Here is a 20,402-nt window from a genome sequence, read left to right as displayed (position 1 = left end):
CGCGATTTGTCAAAACTATCGAAAATCCAACAGGGGAGACCTGCATGAGAGACATGAAAATCACCACCCGCCTGGCCCTGGGCTTTGCACTGATGGCGCTGCTGCTGGTGGTCACCGGGCTCGTCGCGCTGTGGAAGGCCACGCCGGTGGAGCAGAGCTTCAAGGCGGTGACGCAGGAGCGCGTCCCGCGCGTGCTGGCGCTGCATGAGGTACAGCAGCAGATCAATCTGATCGCCCTGGCCATGCGCGACATGCTGCTGGAGAGCGACATCGAGGCCTTCCAGGACGCCAAGAACCAGGTGCCCGCATCGCGCCAGCGCATCGCCGAGATACTGGACGAGCTCAAGCAGCAGATGCGCGCCCCGCGTGCGCAGGAGCTGCTGAATGCGGTCTTCGCCCAGCAGGCGCGCTACGCCCAGGCGCAGGAGCAGTTCTTCGAGGAATACACCAAGGCCGGCGCCGGCGCGGCCCAGGGCTTCCTGTCGGAGCAGGCCAAGGCGGTGCGCAGCGACTACCTGAAGGCGATTGCCGACCTGCAGGCCTTCCAGCGCCAGGTGCTCGAGGGCGACAGCCGCGCGGCCGGCGAGAACGTGCGCGCCATCCAGACCGCCGTGGCCATCACCCTGCTCATCGGGCTGCTGGCAGCGGTGCTGCTGGCGCTGTGGATCATCCGCGCCATCACCCGCCCGCTGAACCAGGCGGTGCGCGTGGCCGAGGCCGTGGCCGCGGGCGACCTGTCGCTGCAGATCGAGGCGCGCGGCCGCAACGAGACCGCACAGCTGCTGCGCGCGCTCGCGCAGATGCTCGACGGCCTGCACCAGGTGGTCGCACGGGTGCGCGGCAATTCGGAAAGCGTGGCCACCGCAAGCGCCGAAATCTCCCAGGCCAACCTGGACCTGAGCGCGCGCACCGAAGAGCAGGCCAGCGCCCTGGAGCAGACCGCCGCTTCGATGGAGCAGCTCAACGCCACGGTGCGCCAGAACGCGGACAACGCACGCCAGGCCAACCAGCTGGCGCAGGGCGCTTCCACCGTTGCGCGCGAGGGCGGCGACGTGGTGGGCAACGTGGTGCAAACCATGCGCAGCATCAGCGGCGACAGCCAGAAGATGGCCGAAATCATCACCGTCATCGACTCCATCGCGTTCCAGACCAACATCCTGGCGCTCAACGCGGCGGTGGAGGCGGCACGCGCGGGCGAACAGGGTCGGGGTTTTGCGGTCGTCGCGAGCGAGGTGCGCCAGCTCGCCGGCCGCTCGGCCGCCGCGGCCAAGGAGATCAAGCAGCTCATCGACGACAGCACCCGGCGCATAGGCGAGGGCACTGCGCTGGCGGACAAGGCCGGCGCCACCATGGAGCAGGTGGTCTCGGGCATACAGCGCGTCTCCGACCTCATGGGCGAGATCAGCGCCGCCAGCCAGGAGCAGAGCCAGGGCGTGACCCAGGTGGGTGAGGCCATCGCCCAGATGGACCAGGTGACGCAGCAGAATGCGGCGCTGGTGGAGGAGATGTCCGCCGCTGCGGCCAGCCTGCAAAGTCAGGCGCAGGAGATGGTCGGCTCGGTCGCCACCTTCAAGCTGCAGCCAGGCAGCGCCTCCGCGCCTGCGGTGCGCATGCAGCGGCCGGCCACTGCGGCTCCCGTTCAGGCGCCCGTGCAAGTGCCGATGCCAGCGCCCGCGCCCTCTGCCCGACCGCTTGCCGCGCCCGCCCCTGCGGTGCGCCCCAAGGCCTTGCCGGACAAGGGCAGCGATGCCGAATGGGAAAGCTTCTGAGCCAGCGGCGCGCAGGCGCCTGAGCCTGCCCGCGAGTCTGCGCGGCAAGGCGCTGCTCGCGCTCGCGCTGATCGGCCTGATCGCGCTGGCCAACGTGTTGACGGTGCACGCGTTGCTGCGCCGCTCGGAGAACATTGCCGCCACGCTGAATGTGGCCGGCAAGCTGCGCATGCTGGGGCAGCGCGCCGCCCTGCAGGCCCTGGCCGCCCCCGGCGCCGATCGGGCGGCGGCGCTGCGCGAACACGAGCGGGAGTTTGCCGCTGCCTGGGGCGCGCTGCGCTCGGGCGGCAGCGCCTTTGGCCTGCAGGTGCCCGCGCTGCAGGGCGCGCTGCAGCCGGCGCTGGCGCAACTGCAATCGGCCTGGCAGGACTACCGGCGCCTGATGGCCGAGGTCGTCCCGGCCCCGCGCGCGAGCGGCGCGCAGGCCGCGCAATTGCTGCAGGCCAGCAGCCTGATGCTGGCGCACAACGAGGCGCTGATGGACGCGCTGGTGCAGGAATCGGCGCGCGTGCAGCGCAACGCCATCGCCGCCAGCGCGCTGCTGTTCGCGCTTGATCTGCTGCTGCTGGCGCTGGGCTACGCGCTGTTCATGCGCCATGTGCTGGCGCCCATCCGCGCGCTCACCCGCCAGGCGCGCGCCATGGGCGAGGGCCGCTACGTGACCGAGGTGGTGGTGCCCGCCGGCGCCGAATTCACCGAGCTGGCGGGCGCGCTCAACGCGTCCTCGCAGCGCATCGCCGAGCTGCTGGAAGAAGTGCGCGGCGAGCGCGCGGCGCTGGCCCAGATGCAGGCCATGTTCGAAGGCCTGGCGCAAAACGACGTGGCCGGCATCTACATGGTCAACGCCGACATGCGGCTGACCTACGTCAACGCACGCTTTGCCGAGCTCACCGGCCATGCACGCGAGACGCTGTGCGCGCATTTCGAGGTGCGGCGCCTGTACACCGACGCCACCTGGCCGCAGGCTGCGCGCAGCATGGCGCAGCGCCTGAACGGACAGGCGCGCAGCACGCGCTACGAAAGTCGCATACGGCGCGCCGACGGCCGCGACATCGAGGTCGAGATCTTCGGCTCGGCCATGCGCCTGGGCGACGCCCCCGCCACCATAGGCCTGCTGATCGACATCAGCCAGCGCAAGCGCGCCGAAGCCTCGATGCGCCGCGCCAACATCGTCTACCAGAGCACGCGCGACGCCATCGTCGTAACCGACGCCGACGGCGTGGTGCAGGACGTGAACCCCGCCTTCACCGCGATCACCGGCTATGCGCCGGCGGACATCATCGGGCGGCGCATGAATCTGCTGAGCTCGGGCAAGCAGGACCGGGCCTTCTACCACGCGATGTGGCAAAGCCTGCACGACAGCGGCAGCTGGAGTGGCGACATCCACAACCGGCGCAAGAGTGGCGAGGAGTTCATCGAGCACCTGGAAATCTCCACCGCATACAACGACGACGGCAGCGTGAACTGCCGCGTAGGCCTGTTTTCCGACGTGACCGAGGAGCGCGTGCGCGAAGCGAGCATCTGGCGCCAGGCGCACTTCGACCACCTCACGGGTCTGGCCAACCGCCAGATGTTCGAGCAGCGCCTGGCCACCGGCATGGAGCATGCGCGCACCACCGGCCTGCCGATGGCGCTGGTCTTCCTGGACCTGGACTTCTTCAAGGAGGTCAACGACACCTTCGGCCACGACGAGGGCGACGCGCTGTTGCAGGAGGTGGCGCGCCGGCTGCTGGCCTGCGTGCGCTCATCCGACCATGTGGCGCGCCTGGGCGGCGACGAGTTCACGCTGATCCTGCAGGACGTGCAGCACGAGAGCGACGTTGCGCTGGTGTGCGAGAAAGCGCTGCACAGCATCGTGCAGCCTTACGCGCTCAAGCAGAACACGGTGCACATCTCGGTGAGCGCCGGCATCGCCTTCTACCCGCAGGACGCCAGCGACAGCGCCCAGCTGCTGCGCCATGCGGACCTGGCGATGTACGCCTCCAAGGAAAAGGGGCGCAACCGCTTTTCCCGCTTCGCGCCCGAGATGCTGCACGAGGAGCAGTGGCGCCTGCAGCTGCTGCACGAGCTGGAGAAGGGCCTGGCGCGCGAGCAGTTCATGCTGCATTACCAGCCCATCGTGGACATGGCCAGCGGGCGCACCGTCAAGGCCGAGGCGCTGCTGCGCTGGGAGCACCCGCTGCACGGCGTGCTGAGCCCGGGGGAATTCATCCCGGCGGCGGAGGAATCGGGGCTGATCGTGGCGCTGGGCGACTGGGTGTTTCGCGAAGCCACGCGCCAGCTGGCCGAATGGCGCCACCTGGCTGCGCCGGCGTTCGAGCTCAGCGTCAACGTCTCGCCGCGCCAGTTGCACGCGAGCGAGCATGCGGTGCAGGACTGGCTCGACTGGCTGCAGCAACTGGCCCTGCGCAGCGACAGCCTGACCGTGGAAATCACCGAGGGCGTGCTGCTCGACGGCGACCAGGCCACGGGCGCGAAGATGCTGGCGCTGCAGGGCGCGGGCCTGAAGGTGGCGCTGGACGACTTCGGTACCGGCTATTCGTCGCTGTCCTACCTCAAGCGCTTCCCCATCGACTTCCTCAAGATCGACCGCAGCTTCGTCAGCAAGCTGCCCCAGTCCCAGGAAGACCGCGTGCTGTGCAGCGCCATCATCGCGATGGCGCACCAGCTCGGCATCGAAGTGGTGGCCGAAGGCGTGGAGACGCGCGAGCAGCACATCTTCCTGCGCGGCCAAGGCTGCGACTACGGCCAGGGCTACTGGTACGGGCGGCCGATGAACGCGCGCTCGCTGGGCGAGCGCCTGCAGGCCGAAGCGGGGCAAGCGGACCCGCTCGGCGCAGCACCGGGCCAATGAGCGGCGCGCCAGGCGCCCCGCTCGCGCTGCGAACCCATTCCTTGCAACGGCAATTACTGCCAGCGCAAATATAATCGGGCATGCCTTGCCATCCGCCCTCCGACGCAGCCGCGCCCGTGCGCTACGACAGCCGCGCCAGCCTGGGCATGCAGCTGCGCCGCGTGGTCACGCAGCTGGTGGCGCGCATAGAGCGGCGCATGGAGCCCCTGGGACTGACCGACGCGCAGTGGCGCCCGCTGCTGTGCCTGAGCGAGGGCTCACCCGTCACCGCCACGGACCTCGCGCGCCGCTGCAACCTGGACACCGGCGGCCTCACCCGCCTGGTAGACCGCCTCGCCGCCAAGGGCTTGTGCGTGCGCGAGCGCTCGGAGCTGGACCGGCGCGTGGTGCATGTGTCGCTCACCACCGAAGGCCTGCGCGTGGCCGAGCAGCTGCCCGCCGTGCTCTGCGCGGTGCAGCGCGAACTGCTGGCCGGCTTCAGCAGCGAGGAAGAAGCCCAGGTACGTGCGCTGCTGCGGCGCATGGAGTGCAACGCCGCCGCGCCGGACGACCCGCTGCATTGAGATAGAAATCCGCCTCAAACGCTTGCTGCACAAGCGCCAAAAGCTTCTTTTTTCATAGTCACTTCGGTACCCGGATCACCGGATGCCACCCCGCCATGACCGCTCCTGAAATTTCCACCGCCGCGGTGCACGCCAAGGCCCGGCGCCGCAAGCGCCTTGCTGCACTGGTGCTCGTCGCCCTGGTCGGCCTGATCGCCTGGGGCGGCTACGACGCGCTGATCGCCAGCCACGAGGAAAGCACAGACAACGCCTACGTGCAGGGCAACATCGTGCAGATCACGCCCCAGGTCGGCGGCACGGTGATGGCCATCTTCGCCGACGACAACGACTTCGTGCGCGCCGGCGCGCCGCTGGTCAAGCTGGATCCGGCCGACACCGGGGTGGCGCTGCATCAGGCCGAGGCGGCGCTGGCGCAGACCGTGCGCCAGGTGCGCCAGCTCTACGCCAACAACGCCACGCTGGCCGCGCAGGTCAAGCTGCGCGAGACCGACGTGGCCAACGCCGACGCGCTGCAGGCCCAGGCCAGGGCCAATCTGGAGCGCGCCGAGCAGGACGTGCAGCGCCGCCTGCAGCTGGGCGCCAGCGGCGCGGTATCGGGCGAAGAGCTCAAGCACGCGCAAAGCGCGGTGGACACGGCGCGCACGCAGCTGGCCGCCGCCAGGGCGGGCCAGGCCGCCGCCAAGGCGGGCGTGGCCGCGGCGCGCGAGCAGCTGGCCAGCAACCAGGCCCTGACCCAGGGCGTGCAGGTGGCCGGGCACCCCAGCGTGCAGGCCGCCGCCGCCCAGCTGCGCCAGGCCTGGCTGGCCGCGCACCGCACCGAACTGCCCGCGCCGGTGGACGGCTACATCGCCCGGCGCAGCGTGCAGCTGGGCCAGCGCGTGGCCGCGGGCACGCCGCTGATGGCCGTGGTGCCGCTGCACGGCGTGTGGGTGGACGCCAACTTCAAGGAAACCCAGCTGCGCAATCTGCGCCTGGGCCAGCGCGCCACGCTGACGGCCGACCTCTACGGCAGCCAGGTGCGCTACACCGGCACCGTCGCCGGCCTGGGCGTGGGCACGGGCGCGGCCTTTGCACTGCTGCCGCCGCAAAACGCCACCGGCAACTGGATCAAGGTGGTGCAGCGCATTCCGGTGCGCATCGCGCTGGATCCCGAACCGCTGGCCCAGCACCCGCTGCGCCTGGGGCTGTCCATGCTGGTCACGGTCGATACGCGCGAGCACGGCGGCGCCACGCTCACCACTGCCGCTCGCACCGAGCCGCTGGCCGAGACCAGCGTGTATGCGCTGCAGGACGGCGACGCCGACGCCGAAATCGCGCGCATCATCGCCGCCAACGTCGGCACGCCATGACCCAGCCGCACGAGCTTCGGTTTTCTCCCCTTCCCCCTTTGGGGGAAGGCCGGGATGGGGGCTTGGGCCTCGATGAGGCACCGCCCTTGGCCACGCCCGTCGCCCCCACCCCAACCCTCCCCCAAAGGGGGAGGGAGCACCCGCCCCGCCACGCGATCCGCCTTCCTCTCCTTCCCCCTTTGGGGGAAGGCCGGGAGGGGGGCCAGCGCCCGACCGCATGAAGACCTGCCTTCTGCGCAGCCCGTCGGCCCCCGCCCCCACCCTCCCCCAGCGGGGGAGGGAGCAATCACACCAGCCACCAACGTGACCTCCGCCGCCCATACCCCTCCCGCCGAACAGCAACCCCTGAGCGGCTCGGCACGCGCCTGGGGCACGCTGGCGCTGTCGGCGGCCACCTTCATGAACGTGCTGGACACGTCGATCGCCAACGTGTCCCTGCCCGCCATCGCGGGCGATCTGGGCGTCAGCCCCAACCAGGGCACCTGGGTCATCACCAGCTTTGCCGTGGCCAACGCCATTTCGGTGCCGCTCACCGGCTGGCTGGCGCAGCGCTTCGGGCAGGTGCGCCTGTTCGTGGCCAGCGTGCTGCTGTTCGTTGCCGCCTCCTTCCTGTGCGGGCTGGCGCCCAGCATGCCACTGCTGATCGCCGCGCGCGTGCTGCAGGGCTTCGTCGCCGGGCCGATGATTCCGCTGTCGCAGGCGCTGCTGCTCTCCAGCTACCCCAAGGCGCTGGCGGGCCTGGCGATGGCGATGTGGTCCATGACCACGCTGATCGCGCCGGTGATGGGGCCGCTCCTGGGCGGCTGGATCACCGACAACATCAGCTGGCCGTGGATTTTCTACATCAACATCCCCGTGGGCATCGTTGCCGCCATCGGCACGATGGCGATCTACGCCGAGCGCGAGACCGCCACACGCAAGCTGCCCATAGACGCCATGGGCCTGGCGTTGATGATTCTGGGCGTGGGCAGCCTGCAGATCATGCTCGATATCGGCAAGGAGCACGACTGGTTCTCGTCGGGCCTGGTGATCGGCTTTGCGGCGGCTGCGGTTTTCGGCCTGGTGGCCTTCGTGTTCTGGGAGCTGGGCGAAGAGCACCCCATCGTTGATATCTCGCTCTTCAAAATTCGCAATTTCTGGGCCGGCACCATCGCCACCGCCGTGGGCTACGGCATCTTCTTCGGCAACGTGGTGCTGCTGCCGCTGTGGCTGCAGCAGTACATGGGCTACACCGCCACGTCGGCGGGGATGCTGATGGCGCCGGTGGGGTTCCTGGCGATGGTCCTCTCGCCCATCGTGGGCAAGAGCATAGGCAAGGTGGACCCGCGGCGCTACGCCACCGTGGCCTTCTTCGTCTTCGCGCTGGTGCTGTGGCTGCGCTCGCGTTTTGCCACCACGGCGGACTTCGACACCATCATGATTCCGACCATCGTGCAGGGCGCGGCGGTGGCCTTCTTCTTCGTGCCGCTGGTCACGCTCACGCTCTCGGAGATTCCGGCGCACCGCATCCCCGCCGCCTCGGGTCTGACCAACTTCGTGCGCATCACGGCGGGCGCCGTGGGCACCTCGGTCACCACCACGCTGTGGGAGCGGCGCGCGACGCTGGCGCACGCCAACCTGATCGAGCACCTGCACGACGGCAACGGCCCGCTGGCGCAGACGCTGACCCTGCTGCACTCGCTCGGCCTCACGCCCGAGCAGGCGCTGGCGCAGGTGGAGCGCCTGGTCACCCAGCAGGCCTTTACGCTGGCAGCCAACGACGTCAACTGGGCCTCGGCGCTGCTGTTCCTGCTGCTGGTGCCGCTGGTGTGGCTGGCCGACGCACCCCGGCGTGGCGGCCCCGGCACGGGTGCAGCGGCGGGCGCGCACTGAGGACATTCTGGGGGGGGCGGCTTCGCCCCCTATGATGGACGCAGCACGCCCTGCGCTCCATGACCGAAGCCACCGCCCTGCCCAGCACTGCCCCGCAGCCTTCTGCGCTGCATCTGGCAGCCGCTGCTCTGATGGTGTTGCTTGCGGGCCAGTTTGTCGAGCGCATCCTGCCCGGCCCCGGCCCCATCCTGCTCTTTCTGCCGGCCAGCGGACTGGCGCTCGCGCTGGTGCAGATTGGCGGTGCCAAATGCCTGCCGGCCATTTTCGTCGGCATGCTCGTGAGCAGCCTGCTGACGGGTCAGCCGCTGGTGCAGGCTTTGCTGCAGGCGGCAGGCCTCGTTGCCATGGCGGGTTTTGTGGGCTATCGGCTGCAGCGACACCCGGACTTCCACCTCAATCAGCCTTCGCTCAATGTATTGCCCCAGTTCCTGTTCTGGGGCTGCCTGGTCGGCGGCGGCATAGCTGCTCTTTTCTGGCTCTGCGCCGGCTTGCTGTCCGGTGCGTGGGCGGGCGGCCATGCCATGCCGATGTTCTGGCAGGCCTGGATGGGACATGCGCTGGGCCTGCTGCTCGTGGCGGTATGGGTGCTTTCGTGCCGGCTCGCCCTGCAGACCAGGCAAGCGCCCGCGCGCTGGACCGAAGGCGCACTGGTCTGGCTGCTGAGCATCGCTTTCAGCCTGTTCATCTTTGGCCGAGACAGCAGCGAGTTCGCGCATACGCCGCTGGCCAATGCCTACTGGATTTTTCTGTTCATCGGCTGGTCCAGCCTGAGGCTGGGGCTGCTCTCGACCTCCAGCCTGCTGTGCCTCGTGGCGCTGCTGGCGCTGCGCGGCACTCTGCTTCAGCAAGGCTACTTCAGCCGCGATCTGGCCGATGCCAATGGCTTCGGCTACGGGTCTTACATGACGATTCTGGGCACGATGGCGCTGGCGCTGTCCGTCTACGTGCATGAGCACCGGCGCCAGCAGACGGGGCTGCGCATTGCGGCAACCGCCTTCGAAACCCAGAAGGGGCTGTTGATCACCGAGGCATCGGGCCGCATCCTGCGGGCCAACGCGGCGGCCCGGCAAATGACGGGTGCGCCGCTGCAGGAGCTCGTCGGCAGGCGGCCGCACTTTCTGTATCTGCGCGGCGGCGGCGCGGTAGACCCTGCCTGGTTCACGCCCGGCGACTACCGCCAGGGACCACTGCAGGTGGTGCATGCGGACGCATCGGTGACCGCCGTCTGGGCGATCGTCTCGCCCGTATGGGATGAGCACGGGGCCATAGGCCACTACGTGATTTCACTGGTGGACGTCAGCGACTTCGAGGCAGAGCAGCAGCGCCTGCGTAAAGCCGAATGCGCGCAGCGCGACGCCCTGGTACGCGAGGTACACCACCGCATCAAGAACAACCTGCAAGGCATCGTCGGCATGCTGCGCGCGCTGGTGCACGAGCATCCGCAACTGGGCGACGCCATAGGGCAGGTGGCCGCGCAGGTGCAAAGCATTGCCATCGTCCATGGCCTGCAGGGCAAAGACGCGCGCGAACAGGTTTGCCTGGCGCAACTGCTGCTGGCGATTGCCCATGGTCTGAAGCAGACGCGCAACGCAGACATCGAGATCAGCGCAGACGCCGCCAGCGCCCGCCTGCAACTGGCAGCGGCGGAAGCGGTTGCGGTGGCCCTGGTACTGCACGAGCTCATGACCAATGCGATCAAGCACAGCCCGCCGGGGCAGGATACGGTGCGGGTCGCACTCGCGGGCGATGCAAACGGCGCGGACATCACCATCACGAACCGCGGGGACTGGCCCACGGCAGGCGCGGACACCGCAGCGCCGCCGGGCCAGGGCCTGGATCTGGTGCGGCTGCTGCTGCCGCGCGAGGGCGCTGTGCTCACGCACAACACCCACGGCGGCTGGGTGTTTGCGCGCCTGGCGCTGTCTGCGCCCGTGGTATACATCACGAATGACTGATATGAACGCTGCCCTACCCCGGCTGCTGCTGGTGGACGACGACCGCCTGGTGCTTGCCACCCTGGCGCGCGGCATGGCGGCGCAGGGCTGGCAGGTGAGCTGCGCGGATTCGGCGGAGGACGCGCGGGCGCAGCTTGCGGCGGGCCTGCGCCCCGACATCGCGCTGCTGGACGTGCGCCTGCCGGGGGACGATGGCGTCACGCTGGCGCGCGAGCTTGGCCAGCGCTACCAGTTGCCCTGCCTCATGCTCAGCGCCTGGGGCGACGAGGCCACCGTGGCCAGCGCGAGCGACAGCGGCGCCCTGGGCTACCTGGTGAAACCGCTGGACCCGCTGCAGCTCGGCCCCATGCTGCGCACCGCGCTGGCGCGTGCGCGCGAGCAGGCGAACCTGCGCCAGAACAACGAACAGCTCGAGCAGGCACTGCAGCAAACCCGCGAGATCAATGTCGCGGTCGGCATTCTCATGGTGCAGCACCGCCTCAAGCGCGACGCCGCCTTCGAGCTGCTGCGCAAGGCCGCGCGCTGCCAGCGTCGTCGGCTGGCAACGCTGGCACAGGAAGTGATCCAGGGCAGTGAGCTGCTGCATGCCCCGTCGGCGCGCGCGCTGGCGGATTCCTAGTGCTACCCGGGGTTTACCCGGGTTGCCGTCCACCCACAGGCAGGATTAACTTTCCCGCTCCTGCCGCGGTGGTGCCTCTGCCCCGCCCCGCTGCGGCCCCGGGCCTCGAACACGCCCCATGCCACGCACCCGCCTTTGCGCGCGGGTGCCGTTTTGGTCATTGGATTTCGTGTTGCAGCGCCCCACCACTTCGATTGAGACGTTTTTCGGGCATGGGCCGCGCGCCCCGCTGAGGCCAGCAGTCCGGGAGCCCGGCCTTTGATGCCTTGGCCGCATTTGGGCGCCGGCGCGGCGCCGGCCGGGCGCGCGCCGCTGCCGGCCCGCGCGCCGCGCCGCTGGCCGGGCCGTCTGCTGGTGCGCTGGACCATAGGCACACGCTTGCTCGCGCTCATGGCGCTGGCCGCTACCATCGGTATTACGCTGACGGCCAGCGGGCTGCGCGGCATGGCCGACACCGCCGCCGAGCTGCAGCGCGTGCACGACGAGCGCATGGTGCCGGTGCGCACGCTCTCGCAGATCGCCCAGTTGATGCTGCACAACCAATACCAACTGCAACTGGTCCTGGCCCGTGCTTCCATCGCGTCCGATGCCCGCTCGCATCAGCCGGCGCTCGACGCCGCAGCCGCCCGCTCTGCAGCCGAGGCCATTGCCGGCAACGCCAGGCAGATCACCGCCTTGTGGGAGGGCTATGCCGCTGTGCTCGCGCCCGATGGAGCGGAACACGCGGCAGCACGGGCATTTGCGCTCGAACGCGACGCCTACCTGCGCGAGGGCATCGCCCCGGCGCTCAAGGCGCTGAACGATCTGGACGCAGCCCAGGCAAGCGAGCGCGCGCAAGCAGCGCGCCGGTTGTACACGCAGGCACAGAGCCGCTTGCAGACGCTGGTGGCGCTGCAGTTCAGCCATGCACAGGCCGCCTATGAGCTGGGCATGCAGCGCTATCGGCGCACGCGCAACTGTGCCCTCCTGGCGCTGCCCGTCGCCATCGTGTTGCTGGGGCTGCTCGGCTGGGGACAGATACGGGCCATCACCGCACCGCTGCGCGTGGCGCGCTCGGTGTTCAAGCGCATCGCCCGGGGACAGTTCAACACGCCGATCGACATCAGCGGACGCGACGAGATCAGCGCGCTGCTGCGCGACCTCTCAGGCCTGCAGGCGCGGCTCGCCGACAACGAACGCGAGCTCGATCACCTGGTGCATTACGACCAGCTCACCGGCCTGCCCAATCGCCGGCTGCTGCGCGAACGCATTGCTCAGGCGCTCAATCCGCGCGCACACGCCAGCGGCCAGCGCGCGCTGCTGCTGCTCGATCTGGACCACTTCAAGACCATCAACGACACCATGGGCCACGAGGTGGGCGACCGCTACCTGCAGGAGATGGCCAGGCGCCTGGATTCGGTGGCGCAGCCGCGGCACTTCGTGGCGCGCATCGGCGGCGACGAGTTCGTGGTACTGAGCGGGCCGCTGGGCAGCGACGCCGGCGCCGCGCTGGCACAGGCGCGCGAACTCGCGCAGGAGCTGTTGCAGCGTCTGGGCGCGCCCTGGCAGGCCCGCGAACAAGTCCACCACGGCAGCGCCAGCATGGGCATGTACCTGTTTGGACCAGGCCAGGGCGACACCACCGAACTGCTCAAGCGCGCGGACCTGGCGATGTACCAGGCCAAGGCCCAGGGGCGCAACCAGTGGTGCCTGTTCGACCCACAAATGCAGATACAGCTTGAGCACCATGCGGCGCTCACGGCGGCGCTGCGCGACGCGGTAAGGCTGGAGCAGCTGGCGCTGCATCTGCAGCCGCAGATGAACGCCGCCGGGCAACTGGTGGGCGCCGAGGCGTTGCTGCGCTGGCGGCACCCGGTGCACGGCCAGGTGGCGCCCGACCTCTTCATCGCGCTGGCCGAAGCCGCCGGCACCATCGTGCCGATAGGCAACTGGGTCTTGCAGCAGGCCTGTCTGCAGCTGCAGGCCTGGAGCCGGCAGCCCGAATTGCGCGGACTGAAGCTCTCGGTCAATGTCAGCGCACGGCAATTCAAGCAGGCGGACTTCAGCGCGCGGGTGCTGCGGCTAATGCAGCGCCACGGGCTCGATGCCTCGCGCCTGGTGCTGGAGCTGACCGAGAGCATGCTGATCGACGACATCGACGACACCGTCGCCAAGATGCGCGCCCTGCACCGGCACGGCGTGCGCTTTGCGCTCGACGACTTTGGCACCGGCTATTCCTCGCTGTCGCTGCTGCGTGAGCTGCCGCTGCAGGTGCTCAAGATCGACCGCAGCTTCGTGCGCGACGTGGCCGGCGACGAGGGCAGCGCCACTCTGGTGCGCGCCATCGTCGCGCTCGCCGGCAGCCTCGGTCTGCAGACCATCGCCGAAGGCGTGGAAACCAGCGCGCAACAGGCCGCGCTGCTCGCCCAGGGCTGCCACGGCTACCAAGGCTATCTGTTCGCGCGGCCCATGCCGGCCCTGCGTTTCCTGCGCTGGGCACGACTGCGGGCAAGACGGGCCGCGGCTGCACCCGACAGCTCCACGGCAGCCTAAGGCACAGGCCCGCCGCCGCTGAACATCCCCAATGAACGATTTTTCAATTGCCAACCGTCAGGAGAACACCCCCATGAGCAACACGCAAGCCGCCCGCATGACGGTGGGCAAATCCCTCGCACTGGGCTTTGCCCTGGTCATCGTGCTGGGCGCCTTGATCGCGCTGGCGGCCAGCCTGCGCCTGAACAGCGTCACCGAGGCGGTGCGCGTCCTGGTGGACTTTCGCATGGTCAATGTCACGCTCGCCAACCAGATCAAGGACAACATGAACCTCCAGGCGCTCAGCGTGCGCAACATGCTGCTGCTGCACGAAGCGGCAGAGCTGCAGGCGCAAAAACAGCGCATCGACGAGGTGCGCGCCGACACGGCGGCGCTGTTTCAGCAGCTGGACGCGGCCCTGGTGATACCGCAGGTGCGCGACATCCTCAAGGCCGCGATCGAGGCGCGCGACAGCTACAACGCCGCGGCCAACCAAGCCATTGCGCTGGCGCTGGAGAACCGCGACGACGAAGGGCGCGAGGTGCTGATGGTGCAGATGCGCCCGGCCCATGAGGCGATCTTCAAGGCGCTCAACGCCTTGGTGGCGGCGCAGCAGAAGCTCATGCAGGAGTCGGCGCAAGAGGTGCGCCAGACGGCGCTCAGCACGCAGGTGCTGATGCTCGCGCTGGCCGCCGTGGCGCTGTCCCTGGGCATTGCCATCGCCTGGTGGCTCACGCGTTCCATCACGCGCCAGCTCGGCGGGGAGCCAGCCTACGCCTCCTACATTGCGCACGAGATTGCCGAGGGCAACCTGGCGGTGCCGGTCACGCTCAAGGACGGTGACAGCACCAGCCTGCTGGCCTCCATGCGCGCCATGCGCGACAGCCTGGCGAGGGTAGTTGCCCAGGTGCGCGGCGGCAGCGAGTCGGTGGCCGCCGCCAGCGCGCAGATCGCCCAGGGCAACCTCGACCTGTCCGCACGCACCGAGGAGCAGGCCAGCGCGCTGGAGGAAACCGCGGCGTCGATGGAAGAGCTCAGCTCCACGGTGCGCCAGAACGCCGACAACGCCCAGGAAGCCAACGGCCTGGCGCAGAGCGCAAGCGCCGTGGCCACGCGCGGCGGAGCGGTGGTGACTCAGGTCGTGCAGACCATGGACGGCATCAGCGCGGCCAGCCGCAAGATCGCCGACATCATTGGCGTGATCGACTCCATCGCCTTTCAAACCAACATCCTGGCGCTGAACGCGGCGGTGGAAGCGGCGCGCGCGGGCGAGCAGGGCCGCGGTTTCGCCGTAGTGGCCAGCGAGGTGCGCAGCCTGGCCGGGCGCGCGGCCGAGGCGGCCAAGGAAATCCACCAGCTGATCACCGACAGCGTTGCGCGCGTGGACGAGGGCAGCGCACTCGTGAACCAGGCCGGCGACACCATGCAGGAGGTGGTGGCCAGCATTCGGCGGGTCAACGACATCATGGGCGAGATCAGCGCCGCCAGCCACGAGCAGAGCGCCGGCGTAAGCCAGGTGGGCGAAGCGGTGATCCAGATGGATCAGACCACGCAGCAGAACGCCGCGCTGGTCGAGGAAATGTCTGCGGCCGCCAGCAGCCTGAACAGCCAGGCGCAGGATCTGCTGCAGGCGGTGTCGGTATTCCGGCTCGAACAGGGCGCGCACGCGTCCGGCGCCGCATCCCGGCCGCTGCCGGCCGCCTCTGCTCCGGCATCGGGGCGGCTCGCGCACGCAGCTCTGGCCCGCTTGCCGGCGTAGTCGCGCGCGCAGCCCGATTCAGCGCAGGTGCCGGTCAAAAAAGGCCAGCGTGCGATCGCGCGCGCGCACCGCGCTGGCTTCGTCGTAGCTGGCGCGCATGTCGCAGTTGAAGCCGTGGTCGGCGTCGTACAGATGCACCTCGGCCTCGGGGTGGGCCGCGGCCAGCTGCTGCACGCCGCTGAGCGGGATGTGCTTGTCGCGCCGGCCAAAGTGGGCCAGCACCGGCACGCGCGGCTGGCGTGCGATTTCTGCTGCGCTCGTCATGCCGCCGCCGTAATAGGGCGCTGCGGCCGAGAGCCCCGAGCACAGCGCCGCCGCGCGCCAGGCCAGCAGTCCGCCCCAGCAGAAGCCGACGATGCCGACCTTGGGGCCGCTGGCGCTGGCCGCATGGTCGATGGCGGCCTGGATGTCGGCCATCACCCCGGGTGCGGGCAGTTGCTCGATCTGGGCCTTGAGCGCCATGCCGACGCCGACGTCCGAGGCGCCATAGCCCAGATCCACCCCCGGGCGCACCCGCTCGAAGGTGGCCGGCGCGATGGCCCACCAGCCGCGCGCGGCCAGGCGCTCGACGATGGCGCGGATGTGCGCGTTCACCCCGAAGATCTCCTGCAGCACGACGATGGCGCCGCGCGCCGGCGCATCCGGCGCGGCCTGCCAGGCCGGCAATGCGAAGCCGTCGTGGCTCTTGAGCGTGGTCCATTGCCCCATGCGGTCTCCTTTTTCCTGAAAATGACGGTCCCGCCGAGTTTGCCGCCTTCTGCCGCCGGATGCCAGAAGCGCCGCGGCCGACGGCGCAAGGAGCATCGATGGAATTTCTCAAGCCCCTCATCGCCCTGCTGGCGATCGTCAACCCGCTGGCGGTGGTGCCTTTCTTCATCCACTACACCGAGGGTTTCAACACCGCGCAGAAACGGCGCACGGTGCAGGTGGCCGCGTTCACCGCGTTCTGCGTGATCGCCGTCTGCGCCATGGTGGGGCTGCAGATCCTCGCTTTCTTCAGCATTTCGCTGGCGAGCTTCCAGGTGGGCGGCGGCATGCTGCTCTTGATCAGCGCGCTGAACATGCTCAACGCCCACCCGGCCGAGGCCAAGCCGCACACCCAGGAGCTCGAAGACGCCGCCGACAAGGCCGCGCAGGGCGACAGCATCGCGGTGGTGCCGCTGACCATTCCGCTGCTCACCGGGCCGGCGGCCATGTCCACGGTGGTGATCTATGCCGACCGTGCGAGCAACGTCTGGCAGCACCTGGCGCTGGTGGGTTATGGCGTGGTGGTGGCCGGGGCCACGGCGCTGTGCTTTGCGCTGGCCACGCCGATCTCGCGCGTGCTCGGGCGCACCGGCATCAACGTGATGACGCGGCTCATGGGCCTGATCCTCGCGGCCCTGGCGGTGGAGGTGATGGCCAACGGCCTGGGTGGACTGTTTCCGCCGCTGCGCGGCTGAGAGCGCCCGCCGTCAGCGCCGGGGGGCCGCCAGGCCCGGTGCGGCAGGCGCCGGCAGGCCGTCCAGCCACTGCGCCAGCTCGTCGGCCAGCTGCGTCGCCGCTGCGGCCAGCGCCTGCGCGCCGCCGGCCGCGTCGGGCGTGGCCGCGCCGTGCTGCACCACGAAGAGCCGCTGCGCGCGCAGCTCGGTATCGCCCGCGCGGCTTGCAAACAGCGAAGCGCGCACACGCACCAGCGCGTGGCTCGTCTGCGGGGCGTCGAACACCTGGCTGAATTCCTCGAGCTCGACCTTGAGCAGCTCGGGCTCATCCATGCCGCCGCCGACCAGCGGCACGCCGGGGGACAAGACCGCGCGCTCCTGCCCCAGGCGGGTGCGCAGGCTCTGCGCGAGCAGCGCCGCGGGGCTCTGGCTCCAGCGCGCCAGGCTGTAGGGGCGCAGCTGCTGCGCGTCGGCATAGGCCAGGCGGTAGTAGAGCGCGTTGTCGTTGACCGGCACGCCGCCGCTGGCCGCGCTGCTGAGCACGATGGCCGGCTGGCGCGCACCCTGCACGGCGCTGGTGGGGCCAGGGCCGGGGCCGAAGTCGTAGACGGCGCTGCGCACCGGCGGCTGCGGCAGGGCGGAGCAGGCCAGCAGCAGCAGGCTGATTGCAATGCCAAAAACGGCTCTGGCGCCCGTCCTGCAAGCGTCTACAGCAATGGTTTTGATAGTAATCATCAGCGGTTTCCTTGCGTGGCGGCAGGGGGCGGCACGAAGCCGGGTTCGCCCGGCCCTGGAGCGGCGCGCGGCGCGCCATAGACCAGGCCTTGCGGGTTCTCGCTCACCGCGTCGGCCGCGCGCGTGAGCGCCCGCGCGGCCTGGGCGGCGTCGTCGGCCACGCGGTCGATCTGCGGCAAGGTGCGCCGGCTCGCGCGCTCGGCCAGGCCGCCGTAGCTGCGCACGCCGCTGCCCATGTCTTCCAGCAGGCCGCCCGGGGCATTGATGCGGCGCGCCACCGCACCCACGTCCTGCACGGCCTTCGCGGTCTGGCTGCCGGCCTCGCGCAGCGTGCGCAGGGTCTGGCGCGCTTCACCGACGAGCGCGGGCAGCTGGGCGAGCGCCGGGTCCACCCCGGTCTTGACGGTGTGCTCCAGGCTCAGCGCCAGCCGGTCCATGCTTTGCGCGGTGGCATTGATGCGCCCGAACATCGTGTGCACCAGCGCCAGGTTGTCGTCGCCCAGCAGACGGTTGAGCCGGTCGGCCGCATCCTGGATCTTGCTCAGCAGCAGCGGCCCCTGCTCGGCCAGCTGGCTGAAGGGCGATTCCTTCATCGGGATGCGCGGCAGGCCGCTGGCGCCGCGCGCCTGTTTTTGCAGCGGCTCGCGTGCATCGCTCAGCAGGATGTGGGCCAGGCCGGTGATGCCCTGGTAGCCCAGCGTAGCGTAGGTGGTGGCGCTGATCGGGGCGTTGTTGTCCACGTCGATGTGGATGATCACGCGTCCGGCTTCGCGCGGATCGAAACCGATGGAGAGCACGCGCCCGGCGGGCACGCCCTTGTAGCGCACCGCCGCCTGGGGCTGCAGGCCGCTGACGTTCTCGGTGGTGGACAGCTCGTAGGTGGTATGGGCGACCTCGTCGCTCGAAATCCAGTAGCCCAGGGCCACCAGCAGCGCGCCCACCACCAGCACGAACAGACCGGCTGCCATGGCATGTGCTTTGTTTTCCATCAGGACTCCTCGGCCCGCGTCGGGGCGGTTGGCGCAGGCGCCATCGCGCGCAGCCCCCGCTGCCCGCGAAAGAAATGCTCGACGAAGGGGTGCTCGAGCTGCGCCACCTCGACCGCCGGCGCGTGCGCGATCACGTGCTTTTCAGCCAGCACCGCCACCTTGGTGGACAGCGCGTACAGCGTATCGAGGTCGTGCGTGACCATGATCACCGTCAGGCCCAGGGTGGCGTGCAGCTCGCGCAGCAGATCGCAGAATTCGTCCGAGCCATTGGGGTCCAGCCCGGCGGTGGGTTCGTCGAGCAGCAGCAGCGGCGGGTCCATCACCAGCGCGCGCGCGAGCGCCACGCGCTTGATCATGCCACCGGAGAGGTCGGCCGGCATGCGCAGCGCGTGCTCGGGCTTGAGGCCCACCATGCGCAGCTTGACCATGGCCACCTCCTGCGCCAGCGCGCGCGGCAGGGTGCGCAGCTCGTAGAGCGCGAAGGCGACGTTGTCCAGCACGCTGAAGGCGGTGAACAGCGCACCATGCTGGAACAGCATGCCCACGCGGCTGCTCGCGCCGTCGCCGCCGAGCTCGCGCGCCGGGCGCCCGAGCACCGTGACCGTGCCGCGCGTGGGCTCGGTCAGACCCAGGATGTGGCGCAGCAGCACCGTCTTGCCGGTGCCCGAGCCCCCCACCAGGGACAGCAGCTCGCCGCGCTGCACCGTGAGGTTCAGGTGCTCGTGCACGCTGAACGCCTGCGCGCCCGTGCCGAAGACGGTGGCCAGGTCGCGGATCTCGACCACGGGCGTGGCGGGGGCGGCGGGCGCGGCGACAGGGGCGCTCACTGGAACCCCACGTTGCGAAACACGATGGCAAACAGCGCGTCCACCAGGATCACCATGGTGATGGCGCTGACCACCGACGCGGTGGTGCCCTCGCCCAGGCTCTGGGTGTTGGGTTCGACGCGCATGCCCCAGACGCAGGCAATCAGCGCGATCAGCACGCCGAACACCACCGACTTGGCCGTGGCCAGCACCAGCGTGCTGCCCTGCACCGCCAGCGGCAGCGCCTGGAAAAAGTAGCCGGGCGTGATGTGCAGCACCACGTCCGAGGCGAGGATGCCGCCGGCCAGCGCCGCCGCCGTGGTCCAGGCCGACACCAGCGGCATCGCCAGGCCGAGCGCGATCGCCCGCGGCATCACCAGCCGATAGCTGTGCGAGATGCCCATCACGCGCATCGCATCCAGCTCCTCGGTCACGCGCATCACGCCGATCTGCGCGGTGATGGCCGAGCCCGAGCGCCCGGCCACAAGGATGGCCGCCAGCATGGGGCCGAGCTCGCGGATCAGCGAGATGCCCAGGATGTTGACGATGAAGGTCTCGGCGCCAAAGCGCTGCAGCTGCAGGCTCATCAGGTAGGCCAGCACCACGCCGATCAGAAAGCCCACCAGTGCGGTGATCGGCAGGGCCGTCGCCCCCATCTGGTAGAGGTGGCCCGAGATGTCGCGCCAGGGCCCGCGCCGCGGCGCGCGCAGCAGGCGCAGCAGGTCCAGCACGAGCTGGCCCACGACCTGCACCAGCTGCATGAAGAATTCCACGGCCGCCAGCACCATCACGCCCAGCCGCTCCCAGGCCTCGCCCCAGCTGCGCGGCGCGCGCGGGGTGGCGGCGGGCGTGAGCGCGGCCACGCGCTCGAGCAGCTGGCGCTGCGCGGCGCTGGCGTGCAGCACTTCGGGCCAGCGCCCGCCCCAGTGGTGCCAGAGCAGCTGCGCGCCCACGTGGTCCATGTGCTGCACCGCCTGCAGGTCCCAGGCGAGCGGCCGCGCGGCGGCGCGCAGCTGCGCCGCCAGCGCGCTCCAGTGGGCGCGCTCGGCCAGGGCCGCGGCCACCCAGTCGCCGCGCGCACGCGCCAGGGGCGCGGCGCCCTGGTCTGTCGTCACGGTGGGAGCGGTCAGGGCTTGCATGGCTGCGGGCAGGAAACCGATAGTTTCACACAGAGCATCGCGAAGCTGGCCACGGTACATG

15 protein-coding genes are annotated in these 20,402 nt (G+C 69.9%); 10 read left to right on the top strand and 5 right to left on the bottom strand.

The features are described from left to right. Window positions 1-44: 44 nt before the first annotated feature. The 9 genes from FOZ74_RS16465 to FOZ74_RS08625 all read left to right on the top strand — a co-directional run bounded on the left by FOZ74_RS16465 (window position 45) and on the right by FOZ74_RS08625 (window position 15,251). The gene (locus FOZ74_RS16465) at window positions 45-1,769 is read left to right on the top strand and encodes a methyl-accepting chemotaxis protein (protein WP_284698415.1); all 1,725 of its coding nucleotides are present in this window, start codon (window positions 45-47) and stop codon (window positions 1,767-1,769) included. Then, window positions 1,747-4,623, top strand: coding sequence for an EAL domain-containing protein (locus FOZ74_RS08660; RefSeq protein WP_146912691.1), 2,877 nt, complete (start codon window positions 1,747-1,749; stop codon window positions 4,621-4,623). Before FOZ74_RS16465 ends, FOZ74_RS08660 begins: the two co-directional genes overlap by 23 nt. 80 nt (window positions 4,624-4,703) lie before the next feature. Next, the gene (locus FOZ74_RS08655; RefSeq protein ID WP_146912690.1) at window positions 4,704-5,186 is read left to right on the top strand and encodes a MarR family winged helix-turn-helix transcriptional regulator; all 483 of its coding nucleotides are present in this window, start codon (window positions 4,704-4,706) and stop codon (window positions 5,184-5,186) included. A gap of 95 nt (window positions 5,187-5,281) precedes the next feature. Next, window positions 5,282-6,535 carry an HlyD/EmrA/EmrK family protein gene (locus FOZ74_RS08650; protein ID WP_146912689.1) on the top strand — a complete coding sequence of 418 codons (1,254 nt, stop codon included), beginning with the start codon at window positions 5,282-5,284 and terminating at the stop codon, window positions 6,533-6,535. Window positions 6,536-6,838: 303 nt separating this feature from the next. Then, complete coding sequence (locus FOZ74_RS08645; protein WP_255437532.1) at window positions 6,839-8,407, top strand: DHA2 family efflux MFS transporter permease subunit; 1,569 nt, start codon at window positions 6,839-6,841, stop codon at window positions 8,405-8,407. Window positions 8,408-8,466: 59 nt separating this feature from the next. Continuing rightward, entirely contained in the window at window positions 8,467-10,362 is a 1,896-nt protein-coding gene (locus tag FOZ74_RS08640; RefSeq protein ID WP_146912687.1) for an MASE1 domain-containing protein, read from the top strand. 1 nt (window position 10,363) lies between these two features. Beyond that, a complete protein-coding gene (locus FOZ74_RS08635) occupies window positions 10,364-10,981 on the top strand; it encodes an ANTAR domain-containing response regulator (RefSeq protein ID WP_146912686.1) in 618 nt (205 codons plus the stop codon). 261 nt (window positions 10,982-11,242) lie between these two features. Continuing rightward, window positions 11,243-13,513 (top strand): putative bifunctional diguanylate cyclase/phosphodiesterase, encoded by a 2,271-nt coding sequence (locus FOZ74_RS08630; protein ID WP_146912685.1) that lies wholly within the window; start codon window positions 11,243-11,245, stop codon window positions 13,511-13,513. 73 nt (window positions 13,514-13,586) lie between these two features. Next, the gene (locus tag FOZ74_RS08625) at window positions 13,587-15,251 is read left to right on the top strand and encodes a methyl-accepting chemotaxis protein (RefSeq protein WP_284698414.1); all 1,665 of its coding nucleotides are present in this window, start codon (window positions 13,587-13,589) and stop codon (window positions 15,249-15,251) included. A gap of 18 nt (window positions 15,252-15,269) precedes the next feature. Here the strand turns inward: FOZ74_RS08625 and FOZ74_RS08620 are convergent, their stop codons facing one another. Further along, window positions 15,270-15,959, bottom strand: a complete 690-nt coding sequence (locus FOZ74_RS08620; protein ID WP_146912684.1) for a dienelactone hydrolase family protein — start codon at window positions 15,957-15,959, stop codon at window positions 15,270-15,272. Between the two features lie 98 nt (window positions 15,960-16,057). Here FOZ74_RS08620 and FOZ74_RS08615 point away from each other — a divergent pair, with 98 nt between their 5' ends. Then, the gene (locus FOZ74_RS08615) at window positions 16,058-16,693 is read left to right on the top strand and encodes a MarC family protein (protein ID WP_146912683.1); all 636 of its coding nucleotides are present in this window, start codon (window positions 16,058-16,060) and stop codon (window positions 16,691-16,693) included. 12 nt (window positions 16,694-16,705) lie between these two features. Here FOZ74_RS08615 and FOZ74_RS08610 read toward each other — a convergent pair whose 3' ends face one another. From FOZ74_RS08610 to FOZ74_RS08595, 4 genes are read right to left on the bottom strand one after another with little or no spacing between them, the layout of a single operon-like run. Then, window positions 16,706-17,407 (bottom strand): ABC-type transport auxiliary lipoprotein family protein, encoded by a 702-nt coding sequence (locus FOZ74_RS08610; RefSeq protein ID WP_146912682.1) that lies wholly within the window; start codon window positions 17,405-17,407, stop codon window positions 16,706-16,708. Continuing rightward, a complete protein-coding gene (locus FOZ74_RS08605; RefSeq protein ID WP_146912681.1) occupies window positions 17,407-18,396 on the bottom strand; it encodes an MlaD family protein in 990 nt (329 codons plus the stop codon). Before FOZ74_RS08605 ends, FOZ74_RS08610 begins: the two co-directional genes overlap by 1 nt. Next, complete coding sequence (locus tag FOZ74_RS08600) at window positions 18,396-19,223, bottom strand: ABC transporter ATP-binding protein (protein WP_146912680.1); 828 nt, start codon at window positions 19,221-19,223, stop codon at window positions 18,396-18,398. The genes FOZ74_RS08605 and FOZ74_RS08600 overlap by 1 nt, the downstream gene beginning before the upstream one ends. After that, window positions 19,220-20,341, bottom strand: coding sequence for an MlaE family ABC transporter permease (locus FOZ74_RS08595; RefSeq protein ID WP_146912679.1), 1,122 nt, complete (start codon window positions 20,339-20,341; stop codon window positions 19,220-19,222). Before FOZ74_RS08595 ends, FOZ74_RS08600 begins: the two co-directional genes overlap by 4 nt. Between the last annotated feature and the right edge of the window lie 61 nt (window positions 20,342-20,402).

It is taken from the genome of Comamonas flocculans (assembly GCF_007954405.1).
GTDB classification, from domain to species: domain Bacteria; phylum Pseudomonadota; class Gammaproteobacteria; order Burkholderiales; family Burkholderiaceae_C; genus Comamonas_C; species Comamonas_C flocculans.
Note: the sequence above shows the minus strand (reverse complement) of the source record. Positions and strands in the feature narration are given on the sequence as shown.